Source organism: Bacillus sp. KS1 (assembly GCF_020075515.1).
GTDB lineage: Bacteria > Bacillota > Bacilli > Bacillales > Bacillaceae > Bacillus > Bacillus velezensis.
Window position 1 is genome coordinate 126,361 of record NZ_JACAWW010000019.1, and the last position, 17,233, is coordinate 143,593.

The window sequence follows — 17,233 nt, forward strand, 5'->3', positions numbered from 1 at the left end:
CCCGCAGTTAGCTTTTTTTACGATGCGGCATAACCTTTGCAGTTTGCATAAAACTCGACTATGATAGAGCTATACATAGATAAAGGGAGGAATCAGAATGGCTGAAATTACATTTAAAGGCGGAGCCGTGACGCTGATCGGACAAGAAGTGAAACCGGGTGACCAAGCTCCTGACTTCACGGTTTTGACAAACGGATTAGAAGAGAAGACATTAGCAGATATGAAAGGGAAAGTAACGATCATATCCGTTATTCCTTCCATCGACACAGGCGTATGTGACGCGCAGACACGCCGCTTCAACGAAGAAGCCGCAAAACTCGGTGATGTGAACGTTTATACAATCAGCGCCGACCTTCCGTTTGCACAAGCGCGCTGGTGCGGAGCGAACGGAATTGATAAAGTGGAAACATTATCGGATCATAAAGAGATGTCATTTGGTGAAGCATTCGGTGTTTACATCAAAGAACTTCGTCTTTTGGCGCGTTCCGTATTCGTCCTTGATCAGGACGGAAAAGTCGTTTACGCGGAATACGTAAGCGAAGCGACAAACCACCCGAATTATGAAAAGCCTATCGAAGCTGCAAAAGCGTTAATCAAGTAAAGAGAGAAAAAGAGCTCCGGGTGCTGCCGCGGAGCTCTTTTCATGGCAAGGAGGAAACAGCATGCAACACGACCATGTCGGTCAGATTTATGAACTTTTAGATGAAGCCGCCCAAGTGATAGCAGAAGGTCTTCAGATTTCTTATATTGAGGGGCTTGCGGAAGCGGGAGAGATGTATTTTCTTGAAAAGGCCGACCAGCTTCCGCTTCAGGAAAAGCAAACCGGCGAGCTTAACAGCCTGCTTGCGAAAGCAGACTTCAGAAAATGGGAGCATGAATGGATCCGCAAGGCGTTCCAGCTCGCCATTTTAAAAGGGCTCAAAGATAAGTCCCATCCGAACAGACAGATGACGCCTGATACGATCGGCCTTTTCATCAGTTACCTCGTGAATAAATTTACGGGCGGCCGAAAAGGCCTGACATTGATGGACCCCGCCTGCGGCACCGGAAATCTTCTGCTGACCGCGGCAAACCAGCTTTCTGACAAAGCGGGAAAAAGCTTCGGCATTGAAATCGACGATGTCCTTCTGAAGATCGCTTATGCTCAGGCGAATCTGCAGGAAAAAGAAATGGAGCTGTTCTGCCAGGACAGTCTTCAGCCGTTATTTATCGAACCGGCCGATGCGGTCATCTGCGATTTGCCGGTCGGCTACTATCCGAATGACGAAGGCGCTGAAGCGTTTGAGCTGAAAGCGGATGAAGGCCACTCTTTTGCTCACCACTTATTTATTGAGCAGAGCGTCAAACATACAAAACCGGGCGGATACTTATTTTTTATGATTCCGAACCATCTGTTTGACAGCGCGCAAAGCGATAAACTGAAGCGGTTTTTTGCGGAAAAAGTGTATATCAACGCCCTTCTTCAGCTGCCGGCTACTATGTTTAAAGACGAAGCGCAGGCAAAGAGCATTTTAATCTTGCAGAAAAAAGGCGAAGACGCAAAGCCGCCGAAACAAGCGCTTTTGGCGAATCTTCCTTCTTTTGCGAACCAGCAGGCGATGCGGGAGATGATGGCAAAATTGGATCAATGGATTCAAACAGAAAAATGATGGTGAAAAAGCAGTGCGAGATGCAAAATCCCGCGCTGCTTTTGCTTTTTAAAATGAATGGAAATCAGGACGATAACACAAATTAAGGAAAGAAAATAACATTCCGTAAGGCCGTGCCGTCCATTTGGCACAAATGAAATTTATCAGAAAATATCGACTTCGTATTGTAAGCGGTACCAATATGGATGTTGACTTGAAATGCTGAGTTGACAATGTTTAAATGGAAAAGTCAGATATTTTTTGGACTGCAGTTATGGTCTGGGAAAAAAGAACGAACAAACGAAGAAGAATTTTGATAGGAGCGTCATTTATGTCTAAAATTATTGCAATTAACGCAGGAAGCTCATCTTTAAAATTTCAGTTATTCGAAATGCCTTCAGAAAAGGTGCTAACAAAAGGTTTAGTAGAACGGATCGGTATCGCCGACAGCGTTTTCACAATCTCTGTTAACGGCGAAAAAAATACAGAAGTGACAGATATTCCGGATCATGCGGTTGCGGTGAAGATGCTGCTTCACAAGCTGACTGAATTCGGTATTATAAAGGATTTAAATGAAATTGACGGAATCGGCCACCGTGTGGTTCACGGCGGAGAAAAATTCAGCGATTCTGTTTTGCTTACGGATGAAACAATCCGTGAGATTGAAGAGATTTCAGAACTTGCGCCGCTTCACAACCCGGCTAACATCGTCGGCATTAAAGCCTTTAAAGAAGTGCTTCCGGATGTGCCTGCGGTTGCAGTGTTTGATACGGCGTTCCACCAAACGATGCCTGAGCAATCTTACCTGTACAGCCTTCCGTACGAATACTACGAGAAATACGGCATCCGTAAATACGGTTTCCACGGCACTTCTCATAAATACGTGACACAGCGCGCAGCTGAGCTTCTCGGCCGCCCGCTTGAAGATTTGCGTCTGATTTCCTGCCACCTCGGTAACGGCGCAAGTATCGCGGCCGTAGAAGGCGGAAAATCCATTGATACGTCAATGGGCTTCACACCGCTTGCGGGTGTTGCGATGGGAACACGTTCAGGAAACATCGACCCTGCATTGATCCCGTACATTATGGAAAAAACGGATCAGACGGCAGATGAAGTATTAAATACATTAAATAAAAAGAGCGGACTGCTTGGCATATCCGGTTTCTCAAGCGACCTCCGCGATATCGTAGAAGCTTCAAAAGAAGGAAACGAAAGAGCGGAAACGGCTCTTGAAGTGTTTGCAAGCAGAATCCATAAATACATCGGTTCTTACGCTGCGAGAATGAGCGGCGTTGACGCGATTATTTTCACTGCGGGTATCGGTGAAAACAGCGTTGAAGTCAGAGAACGCGTGCTTCGCGGCTTAGAATTCATGGGTGTATATTGGGATCCTGCGCTGAACAACGTGCGCGGCGAGGAAGCGTTTATCAGCTACCCTCACTCTCCTGTCAAGGTCATCATCATTCCGACTGACGAAGAGGTCATGATCGCACGTGACGTTGTCCGTCTTGCACAGTAATGTTCGAAAAAAGCACATCCTTTAGGGTGTGCTTTTTTATTGAATGCCCCAGAATCAAACGTTACGATATGTTTAATACATAAACGATGAGGTGAAGCAATGAGTGTGCATGAACATAAACAAGAAGCCCCGTCAGCCGTGCGCTGCAAGGTGATAACAGTCAGCGACACGAGAACGAAAGAAACCGACAAAAGCGGGCGCGTCATGATGGATTTCATCAGAGAAGCTGGATTTGAAACGGTCGCTTATGACATTGTAAAAGATGAAAAAGATGAATTGCAGAAAGCCGTTTTATCCGGCTGTATGGATGAATATACAGATGCGGTGCTGTTAAACGGAGGGACGGGCATTGCCGAAAGGGATGTCACAATTGAAGCGGTCACGCCGCTGTTTTCAAAAGAACTCCCGGGGTTCGGCGAGCTGTTCCGCATGCTGAGCTATACGGAGGACATCGGCTCCGCCGCCATTTTGTCCAGAGCGGCAGCGGGTGTGATCCGAAATACCGCAGTCTTCTGCACGCCCGGCTCCTCAGGCGCCGTAAAGCTTGCAATGAGTAAACTGATTATTCCTGAACTGCCTCATGTGCTCCGGGAAATCCGAAAAGATTTATAAATGTATAAAAAGGCTCCGCTCCGCTCAAAAAATTGGGTGGGGTTTTTTTTATAAAAGGCTTGAAAAAACAGAATTTACTTGTTACAGTGTATACATACAAAATGCATTTTTATTAATTAAAACTAATTTTTATACAAAGGGAGCTTTTAACATGGCAGAACAAAAAAAGGTTGTATTGGCATACTCAGGAGGTCTTGATACTTCTGTAGCGATAAAATGGCTGCAAGAACAGGGATACGATGTTGTTGCCTGCTGCTTAGATGTTGGGGAAGGAAAGGATTTGGCATTCGTTCAGCAAAAAGCGCTGGAAGTTGGCGCCGTAAATTCCTATGTGATTGATGCGAAAGAAGAATTCGCCCGGGAGTACGCGCTCATTTCTATGCAGGCCCATACAATGTATGAAGGCAAGTATCCGCTCGTATCTGCACTATCCCGTCCGTTAATCGCGAAAAAACTCGTTGAAGTGGCGGAAAAGGAAAACGCGGTGGCCGTAGCGCACGGCTGCACGGGAAAAGGAAACGATCAGGTTCGTTTCGAAGTATCCATTAAATCATTAAATCCTGATCTGGAGGTCATTGCTCCGGTCCGTGAGTGGCAATGGTCGCGTGAAGAAGAAATTGAATACGCCGCAAGCCGCGGCATACCGATTCCGATCAATCTTGACAGCCCGTATTCCATCGACCAGAACCTATGGGGACGCGCTAATGAATGCGGTATACTAGAAGATCCGTGGGCGGCGCCGCCTGAAGGGGCATATGACCTGACAGCATCTCTTGAAAACACGCCGGACGTTCCGGAAATCATCGAAATCGCATTTGAAGCCGGTGTTCCGGTTTCAATCGACGGCGTAACCTACCCGCTCGCTGATTTAATTCTCAAGCTGAACGAGACTGCCGGAAAACACGGCATCGGCCGGATTGACCATGTGGAAAACCGCCTGGTCGGCATTAAGTCCCGTGAAGTTTATGAGTGCCCGGGCGCCATGACTTTGATTACGGCTCACAAAGAGCTTGAGGATCTGACTTTAGTGAAAGAAGTGGCCCATTTCAAACCGGCAATTGAACAAAAACTGTCTGAAATCATCTATAACGGTTTATGGTTCTCGCCGTTAAAAGACGCGCTGCTTGCATTCCTGAAAGAAACCCAAAAGCATGTCACCGGCGTCGTGCGCGTCAAGCTGTTTAAAGGCCATGCCATTGTAGAAGGACGTAAGTCGGAATATTCACTCTACGATGAAAAACTTGCGACATATACAAAAGACGATGCGTTTGACCATCACGCGGCAATCGGTTTCATTGAGCTTTGGGGGCTGCCGACAAAAGTAAACAGCATTGTGAAAAAGAAGGAGCAGATTGAAGCATGAAGAAGCTTTGGGGAGGCCGTTTTCAAAAAACACCGGAAAAGTGGGTCGATGAGTTCGGCGCATCCATCACATTCGACCAAAACTTAGTCAAAGAGGATATTACAGGGTCTCTCGCTCATGCGGCAATGCTGAAAAAATGCGGCATTCTGACGGAAGAAGAAGAAGGTGCCATCCGTCAAGGGCTGCAGACTCTCCTGCAAAAAGCAGAGGAAGGAACGCTTGAATTCTCTGTTGATTATGAAGATATCCATTTGAACATTGAAAAAATGCTGATTGAAGAAATCGGATCGCTAGGCGGAAAGCTCCATACAGGCAGAAGCCGGAACGACCAGGTGGCGACCGACATGCATCTATATTTGAAAGATCATGTCTCGCATATCATCGTGCTGATTGAACAGTTCCAAAAAGCGCTGATCGAAAAAGCGGAGGCCAATGTCGAGACCATTCTGCCGGGGTACACTCATTTGCAGCGGGCCCAGCCGATTTCTTTCGCCCACCATCTGCTTGCTTATTTTTGGATGCTTGAACGGGATAAAGAGCGTTTTCGGGATGCTATGAAGCGGATTAACATATCGCCGCTCGGATGCGGGGCGCTTGCCGGAACTACGTTTCCGATAGACCGTAACTATTCGGCGGAGCTGCTCGGTTTTGACTCCATTTACGAGAACAGTCTTGACGGAGTCAGTGACAGAGATTTTATTCTCGAGTTTTTAAGCGGCAGCAGCATGCTGATGATGCACCTTTCACGTTTGTCAGAAGAAATCATTCTATGGTGCTCGCAGGAATTCAGATTCATTGAACTGGATGATACGTACGCGACGGGAAGCAGCATGATGCCGCAGAAGAAAAACCCCGACATGGCGGAGCTGATCCGCGGTAAAACCGGACGCGTATACGGTGATATGATGGGTCTTTTCACGATTATGAAAGGGCTCCCGCTCGCTTACAACAAAGACCTGCAGGAAGATAAAGAAGGCATGTTTGACACAGTAAAAACCGTTGAAGGAAGCCTTCAGATTTTCACGGGCATGATTGAAACGATGAAAGTAAACAAAGACATCATGAAACAAGCGACAAAACAAGATTTTTCAAACGCGACGGAACTTGCCGATTATTTAGCAAAAAAAGGCATGCCGTTCAGAGAAGCGCATGAAGTGGTCGGCAAGCTTGTGTACAGCTGTATTGAAAAAGGAATCTATTTAAGTGACATGGCATTTGAAGAATTCCTTCAAGCCAGCAGTCTCTTTGAAGAAGATATCTATACCGTGCTCGATCCGCATCATGCGGTTGAAAAAAGAATGAGCGCCGGCGGAACTGGTTTTCAGCAGGTAGAACAGGCGCTCGTAAAAGCAAAAGCCTGCGCCGGTATTTAATTTGCTGAAATTTCCTTTATATTTTCCCGTCATATCAGACACCCTACATCTATAAAAGATGGGAGGTAAAAGGAATGCGCAAAGAACAAGAACGTTACATCTATGATGAAAAAGAAAGTGAAGAAACGGCCAGGCTTATCTCAGAGGCATACCAAAGCGGTTATGTCGGCATGGAGGAAGCCTCTGCTCCTTCAGAAAATTAAGCTGTCTGTAAAGACGGCTTTTTTTTCGTGCGGACGAAGTGCAAAAAAGTGATATTGCCGTTTGTTTATAGTAAAGTAGAGGGAGAAACGTCTTGATTTTATTGAAGCGGCTACGTTGCCTGGGGAGGGTATTCAATGTGCGACATGCTCTAATCACTGCCGGTACAAAGGGATTGGGCCGAAAAGTGACTGAAATGCTTCTGGAAAAAGGCTTTTCTGTCACAGTGAATTACAGACAGGACGAAGAAGCGGTCGCTTGTCTGAAGGCGGATTATCCCGGGTGCCATGACAGATTGCAATTCGTTAAGGGCGATGTAACCCGGAAAGAAGATCTCATGCGGATCGCCGATGCAGCCCTTCAGCGGTTTGGAAGGATTGACATACTGATTAACAATGCCGGGCCGTACATATTTGAGCGCAAAAAGCTTGCCGATTACTCCGATGACGAATGGTATGGCATGCTTGAAGGGAATTTAAGCGCCGTTTTCCATCTGTTTAAAGCGGTTATCCCGGTCATGAGACAGCAGCGCTTCGGCCGGATTATTACATACGGTTTTCAAGGAGCGGACCATGCCCCCGGCTGGCTTCACCGTTCCGCTTTCGGAGCGGCTAAAGTCGGATTGGCTTCGTTAACGAAAACCATTGCGATTGAAGAAGCCGAATCAGGCATTACAGCCAATATGGTCTGCCCGGGTGATATTGTAGGAGATATGAAAGAAGCGTCTATAGAGGAAGCAAGACGGAAAATCGGCAAAGAAAAGACGCCGATCGGCAGGTCCGGAACCGGAGAGGATATTGCGAGAATCATCGCGTTTTTATGTGAAGAAGATTCCGATCTTGTAACCGGAACGGTCATTGAAGCAACAGGCGGGCTGAATGTGATTAACAGGCATCAATCCCTGTAAGTTTTTTCGTTTGTCAAAAAGGGAACTTGATAAATATTAATTTTTTATGAGGTGAAAACGATGAAAGTGACTTATCACGGACATTCTGTCATTCAAGTGGAAACGAAAACCCATAACATTATTTTTGATCCGTTTCTGACCGGAAACAGTCTGACAAATTTGAAACCGGAAGAAGTGAAAGCGGATGTCATCCTGCTTACTCACGGACACAATGACCATGTCGGAGATACAGAGCAGATCGCCAAACAAAACGATGCGCTCGTCATTGCGCCGAACGAGCTGGCCGTTTATCTCGGCTTTAAAGGTTTAAAGGTCCACCCGATGCATATCGGCGGGGCGCACCAATTTGATTTCGGCAAAGTAAAACTGACACAGGCGTTCCACGGATCGGCGGTCACTGATGAAGAAAACAAAACCATCACATACACCGGGATGCCGGCCGGGATTTTATTAACGATTGACGGCAAAACGATTTTCCACGCCGGCGATACGGCGCTGTTCTCAGATATGAAACTGATCGGGGAACTGAATCACATTGACCTGGCGTTTCTGCCGATCGGTGATAACTTCACCATGGGGCCTGAAGATGCGAAACTCGCGGCTGAATGGCTGAGAGCGAAACAGGTCGTCCCCGTTCATTACAATACATTCCCCGTCATTGAACAGGACCCTGACGCTTTCGCAGAAAGTCTGCCCGGAGGCGTCGGCAAAGTCATGGCGGTCGGCGAGACCATTGAGCTTGCCTGACATATGTGTCAAAGACCTTCTGAATCAAGCATTCAGAAGGTCTTTTTGTGATGCCGCCTTTTTTCGGGCGTCTCATTGCGAATGAATCCCCCGTACCCTTATAATAAAAGCAGAAGACTGTCCTTAGAGGTGAAACGCTTGGCAACAAAGCATGAACAAATCCTATCATACATAGATTCGCTTCCTGTCGGTGAAAAAATTTCGGTCAGAAGAATTGCGAAAGAAATGAAAGTCAGTGAAGGAACGGCTTACAGAGCCATTAAGGAAGCCGAAAACAAAGGATTCGTTTCCACTATTGAACGTGTGGGGACCATCCGGATTGAACAGAAGAAAAAAGAAAATATTGAAAAGCTGACATACGCCGAGGTCGTCAATGTGATAGACGGCCAGGTTCTCGGCGGAAAAGCCGGTCTGCATAAAACGTTGAATAAGTTTGTGATCGGCGCGATGGAGCTTGACGCGATGATGCGTTATACGGCGGCGGGGAACCTGTTAATCGTCGGGAACCGAATCAACGCCCACCGCCAGGCGCTTGAAGCGGGCGCGGCTGTTTTGGTAACAGGAGGGTTTAATACCGACGACAGCATTATCGAGCTGGCCGATATGCTTGAGCTTCCGATTCTCTCCACGAGCTACGATACCTTTACGGTAGCCGCGATGATCAACCGGGCGATCTATGATCAGCTCATAAAAAAAGAGATTGTGCTCGTGGAAGACATTTTGACGCCCGCAGATCGGACAGTGACGCTGTCCCCTAAGGATAAGCTGGAGAAATGGTACGAAAAAAACTATGAAACCGGACACGGCCGCTTCCCGGTTATCGATCAGCAGATGAAAATCCACGGAATCCTCACATCGAAAGATATCGCGGGGCATGACCGGTCAGTTCCGATTGAAAAAGTAATGACCAAAAACCCTGTCACGGTGATCGGGAAAACATCTGTCGCCTCAGCGGCTCAAATGATGGTTTGGGAAGGAATTGAAGTGCTTCCGGTGACAGACGGGCATCACAAACTGATCGGAATGATCAGCCGCCAGGATGTCTTAAAAGCGCTTCAAATGGTTCAAAAGCAGCCTCAGGTCGGGGAAAAGCTGGATGATATTGTTTCAAGGGGATTTAAAGAAGAGGAAGATGACAAAACGCCGGCCGTTTATCAATATGAAGTCACGCCGCAAATGACCAATCAGCTCGGCACGATTTCTTACGGGGTGTTTACGACGATTTTAACCCAGGCCGCCAGCCGATTTCTACGCTCCCGCAAACGCGGCGAGCTGGTCATTGAAAGCATTACGATTTTCTTCCTGAAGCCCGTACAGATGGAGTCGGTCATTGAAGTGAAACCGCGCATTTTAGAGGCGGGCCGGAAATTCGGGAAAATGGAAGTGGAAGTGTCAAGCCAAAGCGGCATCGTTTCAAAAGCGATGCTCATGGTGCAGCTGATGGAGAGAAGTTAAGGGACGCACCCGGGTCCCTTGGCATTCATTATGCGTGGTCCCTCTCCGCTTCCTTTGCATGGATGGGCTCATAATGCTTATAGGCTTTATACCCGGCCCATGCGCTGCCTGCTCCGATTAAAATGAAGACGCCGCCGATGACCAGGGTCAGGACGGAGTGAAACAGAATCATTTGGTTTACTCCGTACAAAAGCACCAGCGCGCCTAATGCCATACTTGATTTAGCCGAAAAACATTCCTTCTCCAGCGCCCGTTTCGTCTGGATTCCTTTTACTTTGTAATACACGTAAAAGCAGGCAGAAAGCCCGATGAGAAAAACAAAAACCAGCATAAATGAAATCCTCCATTATATGAGTTTGCAAAACCGTTTATACCGTTGCTGAAAGATTTTCCTTTTCCATGGATAAAGAGTATGATTAAATGAATAAAAACGAAAAGGAGAAAACGATGAAATCCGAACTGATCAGAACCATATCATTATATGACACCATTATCTTACATAGACATGTGAGGCCTGACCCGGACGCCTACGGTTCACAGTGCGGCCTTACGGAAATCCTGCGGGAAACGTATCCCGAAAAAAATATTTTTGCCGTCGGACAGCCTGAGCCGTCCTTGTCTTTTTTATATTCCCTCGATGAGGTGGATGACGAAACCTATAAAGATGCTCTTGTCATCGTGTGCGACACCGCAAACCAAGGCAGGGTCGACGATCAGCGCTACCATTCCGGCGCAAAGCTCATGAAAATAGACCACCATCCAAATGAAGATCCGTATGGCGATCTCTTATGGGTCGATACGAATGCAAGCTCCGTAAGCGAAATGATCTATGAGCTGTACCTGGAAGGAAAGCAGCACGGCTGGAAACTGAATACGAAAGCAGCTGAGCTGATCTACGCGGGTATCGTCGGTGATACGGGGCGTTTCTTATTCCCGAACACCACAAAAAAGACATTAAAATACGCGGGAGAGCTCATTGAGTTCCCATTTTCATCGTCAGAGCTGTTCAATCAATTGTATGAAACAAAATTAAATGTGGTGAAGCTTAACGGCTTTATTTATCAAAATGTGTCACTGTCTGAAAACGGCGTCGCTTCCGTTTTCATTAAAAAAGACATTTTGGAGACATATGGAACCACCGCTTCTGAAGCGTCGCAGCTTGTCGGAACACTCGGAAATATTTCGGGTATCCGCGCTTGGGTGTTTTTCGTAGAAGAAGACGATCAAATCAGAGTCCGGTTCCGTTCAAAAGGTCCGGTCATCAACGGAATTGCCCGGAAATACAATGGCGGCGGACATCCGCTTGCGGCCGGCGCATCCATCTTCAGCTGGGATGAAACCGATCAGATTCTTGCTGATCTGGAAGAGGTATGTAACGAACACAAGTAGAGGGGAGACCCTCTTTCTTAGTGTTCATCTGTCACGGGGATGAACCAGCAGCCGAAATCAGTCAGGTCTTCGTAGACGCGGAGATTACAGATTTGGAGTTCTTTTTTTATGAGGGAAGCGAGTGTGTCTGTTTCTGCATATGCGGAATAGCCTTGTCTGATTCGGGCTGCATGATCTTTTGCCAAGCGGCGTTCACTAAAAACCTCCATTTTCCCTTCCTCCCTTCAGAATCATTGAAAATGTCTCATCTACAGTTTATAAAAAAGCGGAGAAAAAAGCGACAGATCTATGGAAATTTTTTAAAAATGACATAATTACGTCGCAAAAGAGATATGAATTTCGACAGACAATCTCGTATAAATCGTCAGTTCCTTTACTTCAGCCTTAAATTCCTTCTCATTTATGGTGTATATTTTGTTTTCAATCGTCCGTTTTAAAAGTTCCTTTGTTTTATACACGCTTTCAATATCCTTTGTGATGACTTCAGATATATTATCTTTCACTTGTTCCTCAAATTTCATCTTGTCAGGCTGGGCGATTCTGTATTTTTCCCCATTGATCAGCTTCACATCAACACTTTGGATGAGAAGTCTTTGCTTATTATCCTCATTTAATTTATGAAGATCCTTCTGATAGATGGAGATTTGGTTTTTTAAATCCCGCGCGTGCTCACGCTGCTTTTCAATTAACGTCACCTGTTCTTCCTGAAACGTTCCGTATGTAAACAGAAAGAACAGCCAGCTGACGATGGCTCCGCACATCATTCCCGCAAAAAAACGCTGCCATCCCGGTTTTTTATAATACTCGGGAATTCTCATGATGACATATTCTCCTGGGTCAGCCATGAAATAATCAGCCAGCCGGTCTGCGCGCCGCCCATTGCTGAAATAATTAAAAGAAGCTGTTTGAAGATGTCGCGCGTGTTGCCTTCAAACAGCCCCCGCTCGAAACTGTATACCGCGTCAAATGTTCCCCCGATGGCCGCGACAAGCGCCCAGATCTTCAGCCTGTTCGCCAATTTTGTGATCGCCGTCAGCGGAGGCTCGCCTGATAAATAAGCTCCGAGGCCGCCGATCAGCGCGCCGCCGAGCAACACACCGAGGGCGATAAAATAACTGCTGATGAAATTCGCCATAAATCCGGCTTCCTGATCCATATATACACCACCTCACTTTTCTATCATATTGAGCGAAACGGACAAGTATGATGATGAGTCAAAAAAAGAACATTTGTTTCTTAAGAAAACCCGTCTTATAATGTAGAAAGGCAAAATGAACGTATGGGAAAGGAGTGGCGGCATTGTCTTTTGTTCACCTGCAAGTACATAGCGGCTACAGCCTGTTAAACAGCGCCGCTTCTGTAAAAGAGCTTGTTACACAAGCGAAGGAACTCGGATATTCATCATTGGCGCTGACGGACGAAAATGTGATGTACGGCGCCATTGAGTTTTATAAAGCATGCAAATCAAACGGAATTAAACCGATTATCGGTCTGACGGCTTCTATATACACGGACGATGCGGAGCTTGAAGCACACCCGCTCATTCTTTTAGCAGAGACAAACACCGGCTATCAGAACCTGGTGAAAATCTCAAGTGCGCTGCAATCCATGGCAAAGGGCGGCATGAAGCGAAAATGGATGAAGAGCTATCGTGAGGGGCTGATCGCCATTACGCCCGGTGAAAACGGCTACATTGAAAGCCTGCTTCAAACCGGGAAGTTTGAAGAAGCGGTCCGGGCTGCCGAAGGATTCCGGGAGCTGTTCGGAGACGGCCGTTTTTATTTAGGGTACCAGCCGTTTAAAGGACATGAGACGTTATCAGAAGAGATTCTCCGCCTGTCAGCCGAAACGGAAATCGCTGTCTGCGCTGCGGGGGATGTCCGTTATATCAAGAAAGAAGATCAAGATGCGTACCGCTGTCTGTGCGCTATTAAAGCCGGAGAGAAGTGGGAGGATCAGAGCGGGGATCTGCCGGACTTATACTTGAGGACGCCTGAAGAAATGGCAGAGCTTTACACGCGGCATCCGGAAGCGATTGAAGCAGCCGCGCGTATCGCCCGGCAATGCCGGGTCGATGTCAGCCTCGGACAGACACAGCTTCCGTCTTTTCCGGCGCCGGACGGCAAATCAGCCGATGACTATTTGGCGGAGCTCTGTCATGAGGGGATGCGTCTCCGTTTCGGCACTCCTGATGAGCGCGCTGTCCGCCGGCTTGAATATGAGCTGGACGTCATCAGGCGCATGAAATTCAGTGATTATTTTCTCATCGTATGGGACTTTATGAAGTACGCGCATGAAAAGGGCATTGTGACAGGCCCGGGAAGGGGGTCCGCGGCAGGCTCGCTTGTCGCTTACTCCCTTTTCATTACCGACGTGGATCCGCTTAAACATTCTCTGCTGTTTGAGAGATTTCTTAATCCGGAGCGGATCAGCATGCCGGATATTGATATCGATTTCCCTGATACGAGAAGGGATGAGGTCATTCAGTATGTACAAAATAAGTACGGGGCCATGCACGTCGCCCAGATTATCACCTTCGGGACATTGGCCGCAAAGGCGGCGTTAAGGGATACCGGGAGAGTGTTCGGAATCAGCCCGAAAGAAGCCGATCAGCTTGCCCGCCTGATTCCGTCAAAACCGGGAATGACGCTTGAGGAAGCGAGGCGGCAGTCCGCTCAGCTGAACAGGCGGCTGTCCGAATCCGCCGTTCTTCATAAAGTGTTTCAGATCGCAAGGAAAATTGAAGGTCTTCCGAGACACACGTCAACACACGCGGCCGGGGTCGTTCTCAGTAAAGAGCCGCTTTCGGAAGTTGTGCCTCTTCAAGAAGGACATGACGGCGTGTATTTAACGCAGTATGCAATGGATCATCTGGAAGATCTCGGTCTTTTAAAAATGGACTTTTTAGGTTTGCGCAACCTGACGCTTATTGAATCCATAAAAACGATGATTGAAAAAGAAACGAATACGAAAATTGATTTTTCCGAGATTTCTTATCAGGATGAAAAAACGTTCTCACTATTGTCAAACGGTGATACGACGGGTATTTTCCAGCTGGAATCATCAGGAATGAGAAACGTGCTGAAGCGCCTGAAGCCGTCAAGACTGGAAGACATTGTCGCGGTTAACGCGCTTTACAGGCCGGGACCGATGGAAAATATTCCGTTATTTATCGACCGGAAACACGGGCGGGCGCGTGTGGAAGTGCCGCACGAGGATGTAAGAAATATTCTCAGTGACACTTACGGCGTCATCGTCTATCAAGAACAGATAATGATGATCGCCTCGCGCATGGCAGGGTTTTCATTAGGTGAAGCGGATCTGCTCAGACGGGCTGTCAGCAAAAAGCAAAAGGACATTCTGGACAGAGAGCGAAGCCATTTTGTTGAAGGGTGCATAAAAAAGGAGTATTCTGTAGTCACTGCAAACGAGGTCTACGATCTGATTGTAAAATTCGCTAACTACGGATTCAACAGAAGCCATGCTGTCGCATACAGCATGATCGGCTATCAGCTCGCCTATTTAAAAGCGCATTATCCGTTATATTTTATGTGCGGGCTGTTGACGAGCGTCATCGGCAATGAGGACAAAATATCGCAATATCTGCATGAAGCGAAGGGGAGCGGGATTCAAGTCCTTCCGCCGTCAATAAACAAAAGCGGTTTTCCGTTTGCGCCGGAAAACGGAGCCGTCAGATACAGTTTGCGGGCCGTTAAAAACGTAGGCGTCTCGGCAGTGAAAGATATTTATAAAGCAAGAACACATAAACCGTTCGAGGATCTTTTCGATTTCTGCTTTCGCGTACCCGCAAAAAGCGTGAATCGGAAAACCATCGAAACCCTTATATTTTCTGGCGCCATGGACGAATTCAATCAAAATCGCGCCGCCTTGCTGGCCTCCGTTGATGTGGCTTTAGAGCACGCTGAACTTTTTCGTGCAGACGATGACCAAATGGGATTGTTTTTGGAAGAATCGTTCTCCATTAAGCCAAAATATGTAGAGGCTGAGGAATTTCCGCTCGTGGACAAGCTTCGGTTCGAAAAAGAAGCCCTCGGTGTTTATTTCTCAAGCCATCCTTTGTCTGCTTTCAGGGATCTCCTGAAAAAACGGGGGGCGCAAGCGATCACAGCAGCGCGGCAGATGCCGAAGGGGCAGCTGTCAATCGGCGCTTTGCTCGCGGGCATCAAAACGATTCGGACAAAGACAGGTCAGCATATGGCGTTTCTCACATTAAGCGATGAAACGGGAGAAATGGAAGCCGTCGTGTTTCCTGACCAATATAGAAGGCTGTCTCCGCTGTTAAAAGAAGGCGCGCTTTTATTCGCCGCCGGAAAAATGGAAGAGCGTCAGGAGAAGACACAATTCATCATGTCATCCGCCTCTCTTCTTGAGCAGACGGAGGCAGACAGAGCGCCGTCTGTTTACATCAAAATCGAAGGCAGCCGGCACAATCAGGAGTTTTTGGAAAAGATGAAGCGTATTTTACTGGAGCATAAAGGGGAAACCGGCGTTTATCTTTATTATGAAAAAGACAAGCAGACGATCAGGCTGCCGGATACTTTTCATATTCAGGCGGACCATCAGGCGCTATACCGTTTAAAAGAGCTGCTGGGCCGCGAAAACGTCGTGTTAAAATAGTGGTAACAATAATCATTTTGTTATACAATTGAAACAATTGTGCTATCTTATTTAAAGATTCTGAAATTTTTCACCTCCAGCGATTGTACCAGTCTATGCGGCAGAATATGTAACAAAGTACTTAAAAGGAGTGTTTAGAATGTCATTAAGAGAAGAAGCGTTACATTTACACAAAGTAAACCAAGGAAAGCTGGAATCAAAAGCAAAGGTAGAAGTCAGAAACGCGGACGACTTAAGCCTTGCCTATTCTCCCGGAGTAGCTGAGCCTTGTAAAGAGATTTATGACGATAAAAACAAAGTATATGATTATACAATGAAGGGGAACATGGTAGCAGTCGTAACAGACGGATCAGCCGTTCTCGGTCTCGGTAATATCGGGCCTGAAGCTTCACTTCCGGTCATGGAAGGGAAAGCGGTGCTGTTCAAAAGTTTCGCGGGCGTGGATGCATTCCCGATCGCGCTTGACACAAACGATGTGAACAAAATCATTGACACTGTGAAGCTGCTTGCACCGACATTCGGCGGTGTCAACCTTGAAGATATTGCGGCGCCGAACTGCTTCATTATCGAAGAGCGCCTGAAAAAAGAAACAAACATTCCGGTTTTCCACGATGATCAGCACGGCACTGCCATCGTAACCGTTGCCGGACTTGTAAATGCGCTGAAATTATCAGGAAAATCCATGTCATCCATTAAAGTTGTGGCAAACGGAGCGGGAGCGGCAGGCATCGCGATCATCAAGCTTCTTTACCATTTCGGCGTACGCGACATCGTAATGTGCGACTCTAAAGGGGCGATTTACGAAGGGCGTCCGGCCGGCATGAACGCAGTGAAAAACGAAGTGGCGAAGTTTACAAACCAAGACCGCAACGACGGTTCGCTGCAGGATGTCATTAAAGATGCAGACGTCTTTATCGGCGTATCAGTCGAAGGCGCGCTGACGAAAGAAATGGTGGAGAGCATGGCGAAAGATCCGATTATCTTCGCAATGGCCAACCCGAATCCGGAAATTATGCCTGAAGACGCGCGTGCAGCCGGCGCAAGCGTAATCGGAACAGGCCGTTCTGATTTCCCGAACCAGGTTAACAATGTTCTGGCATTCCCTGGAATTTTCCGCGGGGCGCTTGACGTTCGCGCGACTCACATCAACGAAGAAATGAAAATTGCTGCGGTTGAAGCGATTGCTTCCCTCGTTTCAGAGGAAGAATTAAGCGCTGATTATGTCATCCCGGCTCCATTTGACAAACGTGTGGCTCCTGCCGTTGCGAAAGCTGTTGCGAAAGCAGCGATGGAAACGGGCGTCGCCAGAATTACGGTCGATCCTGAGGAAGTGGCTGAAAAAACAAGACAGCTCACGGTTATCGGCGAATAATAACACAAAAATGAAATGGCAGCGCGTTG

17 protein-coding genes are annotated in these 17,233 nt (G+C 47.3%); 13 read left to right on the plus strand and 4 right to left on the minus strand.

Going from position 1 to position 17,233, the window contains the following annotated elements:
* Window positions 1–97: 97 nt before the first annotated feature.
* From tpx to HWY38_RS14375, 10 genes are all read left to right on the plus strand, one after another.
* The gene (gene tpx / locus HWY38_RS14335; protein WP_007408050.1) at window positions 98–601 is read left to right on the plus strand and encodes a thiol peroxidase; all 504 of its coding nucleotides are present in this window, start codon (window positions 98–100) and stop codon (window positions 599–601) included.
* 61 nt (window positions 602–662) lie between these two features.
* On the plus strand, window positions 663–1,649 hold the full coding sequence (locus tag HWY38_RS14340; RefSeq protein WP_088461269.1) for a class I SAM-dependent methyltransferase: 987 nt from the start codon (window positions 663–665) through the stop codon (window positions 1,647–1,649).
* A gap of 310 nt (window positions 1,650–1,959) precedes the next feature.
* Complete coding sequence (locus tag HWY38_RS14345) at window positions 1,960–3,147, plus strand: acetate kinase (RefSeq protein ID WP_003152426.1); 1,188 nt, start codon at window positions 1,960–1,962, stop codon at window positions 3,145–3,147.
* Window positions 3,148–3,246: 99 nt separating this feature from the next.
* Window positions 3,247–3,759 carry a molybdenum cofactor biosynthesis protein B gene (locus HWY38_RS14350; protein ID WP_003152427.1) on the plus strand — a complete coding sequence of 171 codons (513 nt, stop codon included), beginning with the start codon at window positions 3,247–3,249 and terminating at the stop codon, window positions 3,757–3,759.
* 151 nt (window positions 3,760–3,910) lie between these two features.
* Window positions 3,911–5,122, plus strand: coding sequence for an argininosuccinate synthase (locus HWY38_RS14355; protein ID WP_003152428.1), 1,212 nt, complete (start codon window positions 3,911–3,913; stop codon window positions 5,120–5,122).
* Complete coding sequence (argH, locus tag HWY38_RS14360) at window positions 5,119–6,495, plus strand: argininosuccinate lyase (RefSeq protein WP_088037450.1); 1,377 nt, start codon at window positions 5,119–5,121, stop codon at window positions 6,493–6,495. The genes HWY38_RS14355 and argH overlap by 4 nt, the downstream gene beginning before the upstream one ends.
* Window positions 6,496–6,569: 74 nt before the next feature.
* The gene (locus HWY38_RS19165; RefSeq protein WP_088037449.1) at window positions 6,570–6,698 is read left to right on the plus strand and encodes a hypothetical protein; all 129 of its coding nucleotides are present in this window, start codon (window positions 6,570–6,572) and stop codon (window positions 6,696–6,698) included.
* A gap of 137 nt (window positions 6,699–6,835) precedes the next feature.
* Entirely contained in the window at window positions 6,836–7,603 is a 768-nt protein-coding gene (locus tag HWY38_RS14365) for an SDR family oxidoreductase (RefSeq protein ID WP_003152431.1), read from the plus strand.
* A gap of 60 nt (window positions 7,604–7,663) precedes the next feature.
* A complete protein-coding gene (locus tag HWY38_RS14370; protein WP_003152432.1) occupies window positions 7,664–8,350 on the plus strand; it encodes a metal-dependent hydrolase in 687 nt (228 codons plus the stop codon).
* A 138-nt stretch (window positions 8,351–8,488) separates the two neighbouring features.
* Window positions 8,489–9,805, plus strand: a complete 1,317-nt coding sequence (locus HWY38_RS14375) for a CBS domain-containing protein (protein ID WP_007408058.1) — start codon at window positions 8,489–8,491, stop codon at window positions 9,803–9,805.
* Between the two features lie 28 nt (window positions 9,806–9,833).
* Here HWY38_RS14375 and HWY38_RS14380 read toward each other — a convergent pair whose 3' ends face one another.
* Complete coding sequence (locus tag HWY38_RS14380; RefSeq protein ID WP_003152434.1) at window positions 9,834–10,136, minus strand: YtpI family protein; 303 nt, start codon at window positions 10,134–10,136, stop codon at window positions 9,834–9,836.
* A gap of 116 nt (window positions 10,137–10,252) precedes the next feature.
* Between HWY38_RS14380 and HWY38_RS14385 the strand changes: the two genes are divergently transcribed.
* Window positions 10,253–11,194 (plus strand): DHH family phosphoesterase, encoded by a 942-nt coding sequence (locus HWY38_RS14385; RefSeq protein ID WP_003152435.1) that lies wholly within the window; start codon window positions 10,253–10,255, stop codon window positions 11,192–11,194.
* A 17-nt stretch (window positions 11,195–11,211) separates the two neighbouring features.
* Here the strand turns inward: HWY38_RS14385 and HWY38_RS14390 are convergent, their stop codons facing one another.
* The 3 genes from HWY38_RS14390 to HWY38_RS14400 all read right to left on the minus strand — a co-directional run bounded on the left by HWY38_RS14390 (window position 11,212) and on the right by HWY38_RS14400 (window position 12,350).
* On the minus strand, window positions 11,212–11,403 hold the full coding sequence (locus HWY38_RS14390; RefSeq protein WP_007408061.1) for a hypothetical protein: 192 nt from the start codon (window positions 11,401–11,403) through the stop codon (window positions 11,212–11,214).
* Window positions 11,404–11,508: 105 nt separating this feature from the next.
* On the minus strand, window positions 11,509–12,012 hold the full coding sequence (ytrI, locus tag HWY38_RS14395) for a sporulation membrane protein YtrI (protein WP_007408062.1): 504 nt from the start codon (window positions 12,010–12,012) through the stop codon (window positions 11,509–11,511).
* Complete coding sequence (locus HWY38_RS14400) at window positions 12,009–12,350, minus strand: YtrH family sporulation protein (protein ID WP_003152438.1); 342 nt, start codon at window positions 12,348–12,350, stop codon at window positions 12,009–12,011. The genes ytrI and HWY38_RS14400 overlap by 4 nt, the downstream gene beginning before the upstream one ends.
* A gap of 143 nt (window positions 12,351–12,493) precedes the next feature.
* On the opposite strand from HWY38_RS14400, the gene dnaE reads away from it, so the two are divergent.
* Together dnaE and HWY38_RS14410 are read left to right on the plus strand one after the other, a co-directional pair.
* The gene (gene dnaE / locus HWY38_RS14405) at window positions 12,494–15,832 is read left to right on the plus strand and encodes a DNA polymerase III subunit alpha (RefSeq protein WP_224182090.1); all 3,339 of its coding nucleotides are present in this window, start codon (window positions 12,494–12,496) and stop codon (window positions 15,830–15,832) included.
* Window positions 15,833–15,971: 139 nt separating this feature from the next.
* Window positions 15,972–17,204 (plus strand): NADP-dependent malic enzyme, encoded by a 1,233-nt coding sequence (locus tag HWY38_RS14410; protein ID WP_224182091.1) that lies wholly within the window; start codon window positions 15,972–15,974, stop codon window positions 17,202–17,204.
* Window positions 17,205–17,233 lie beyond the last annotated feature (29 nt).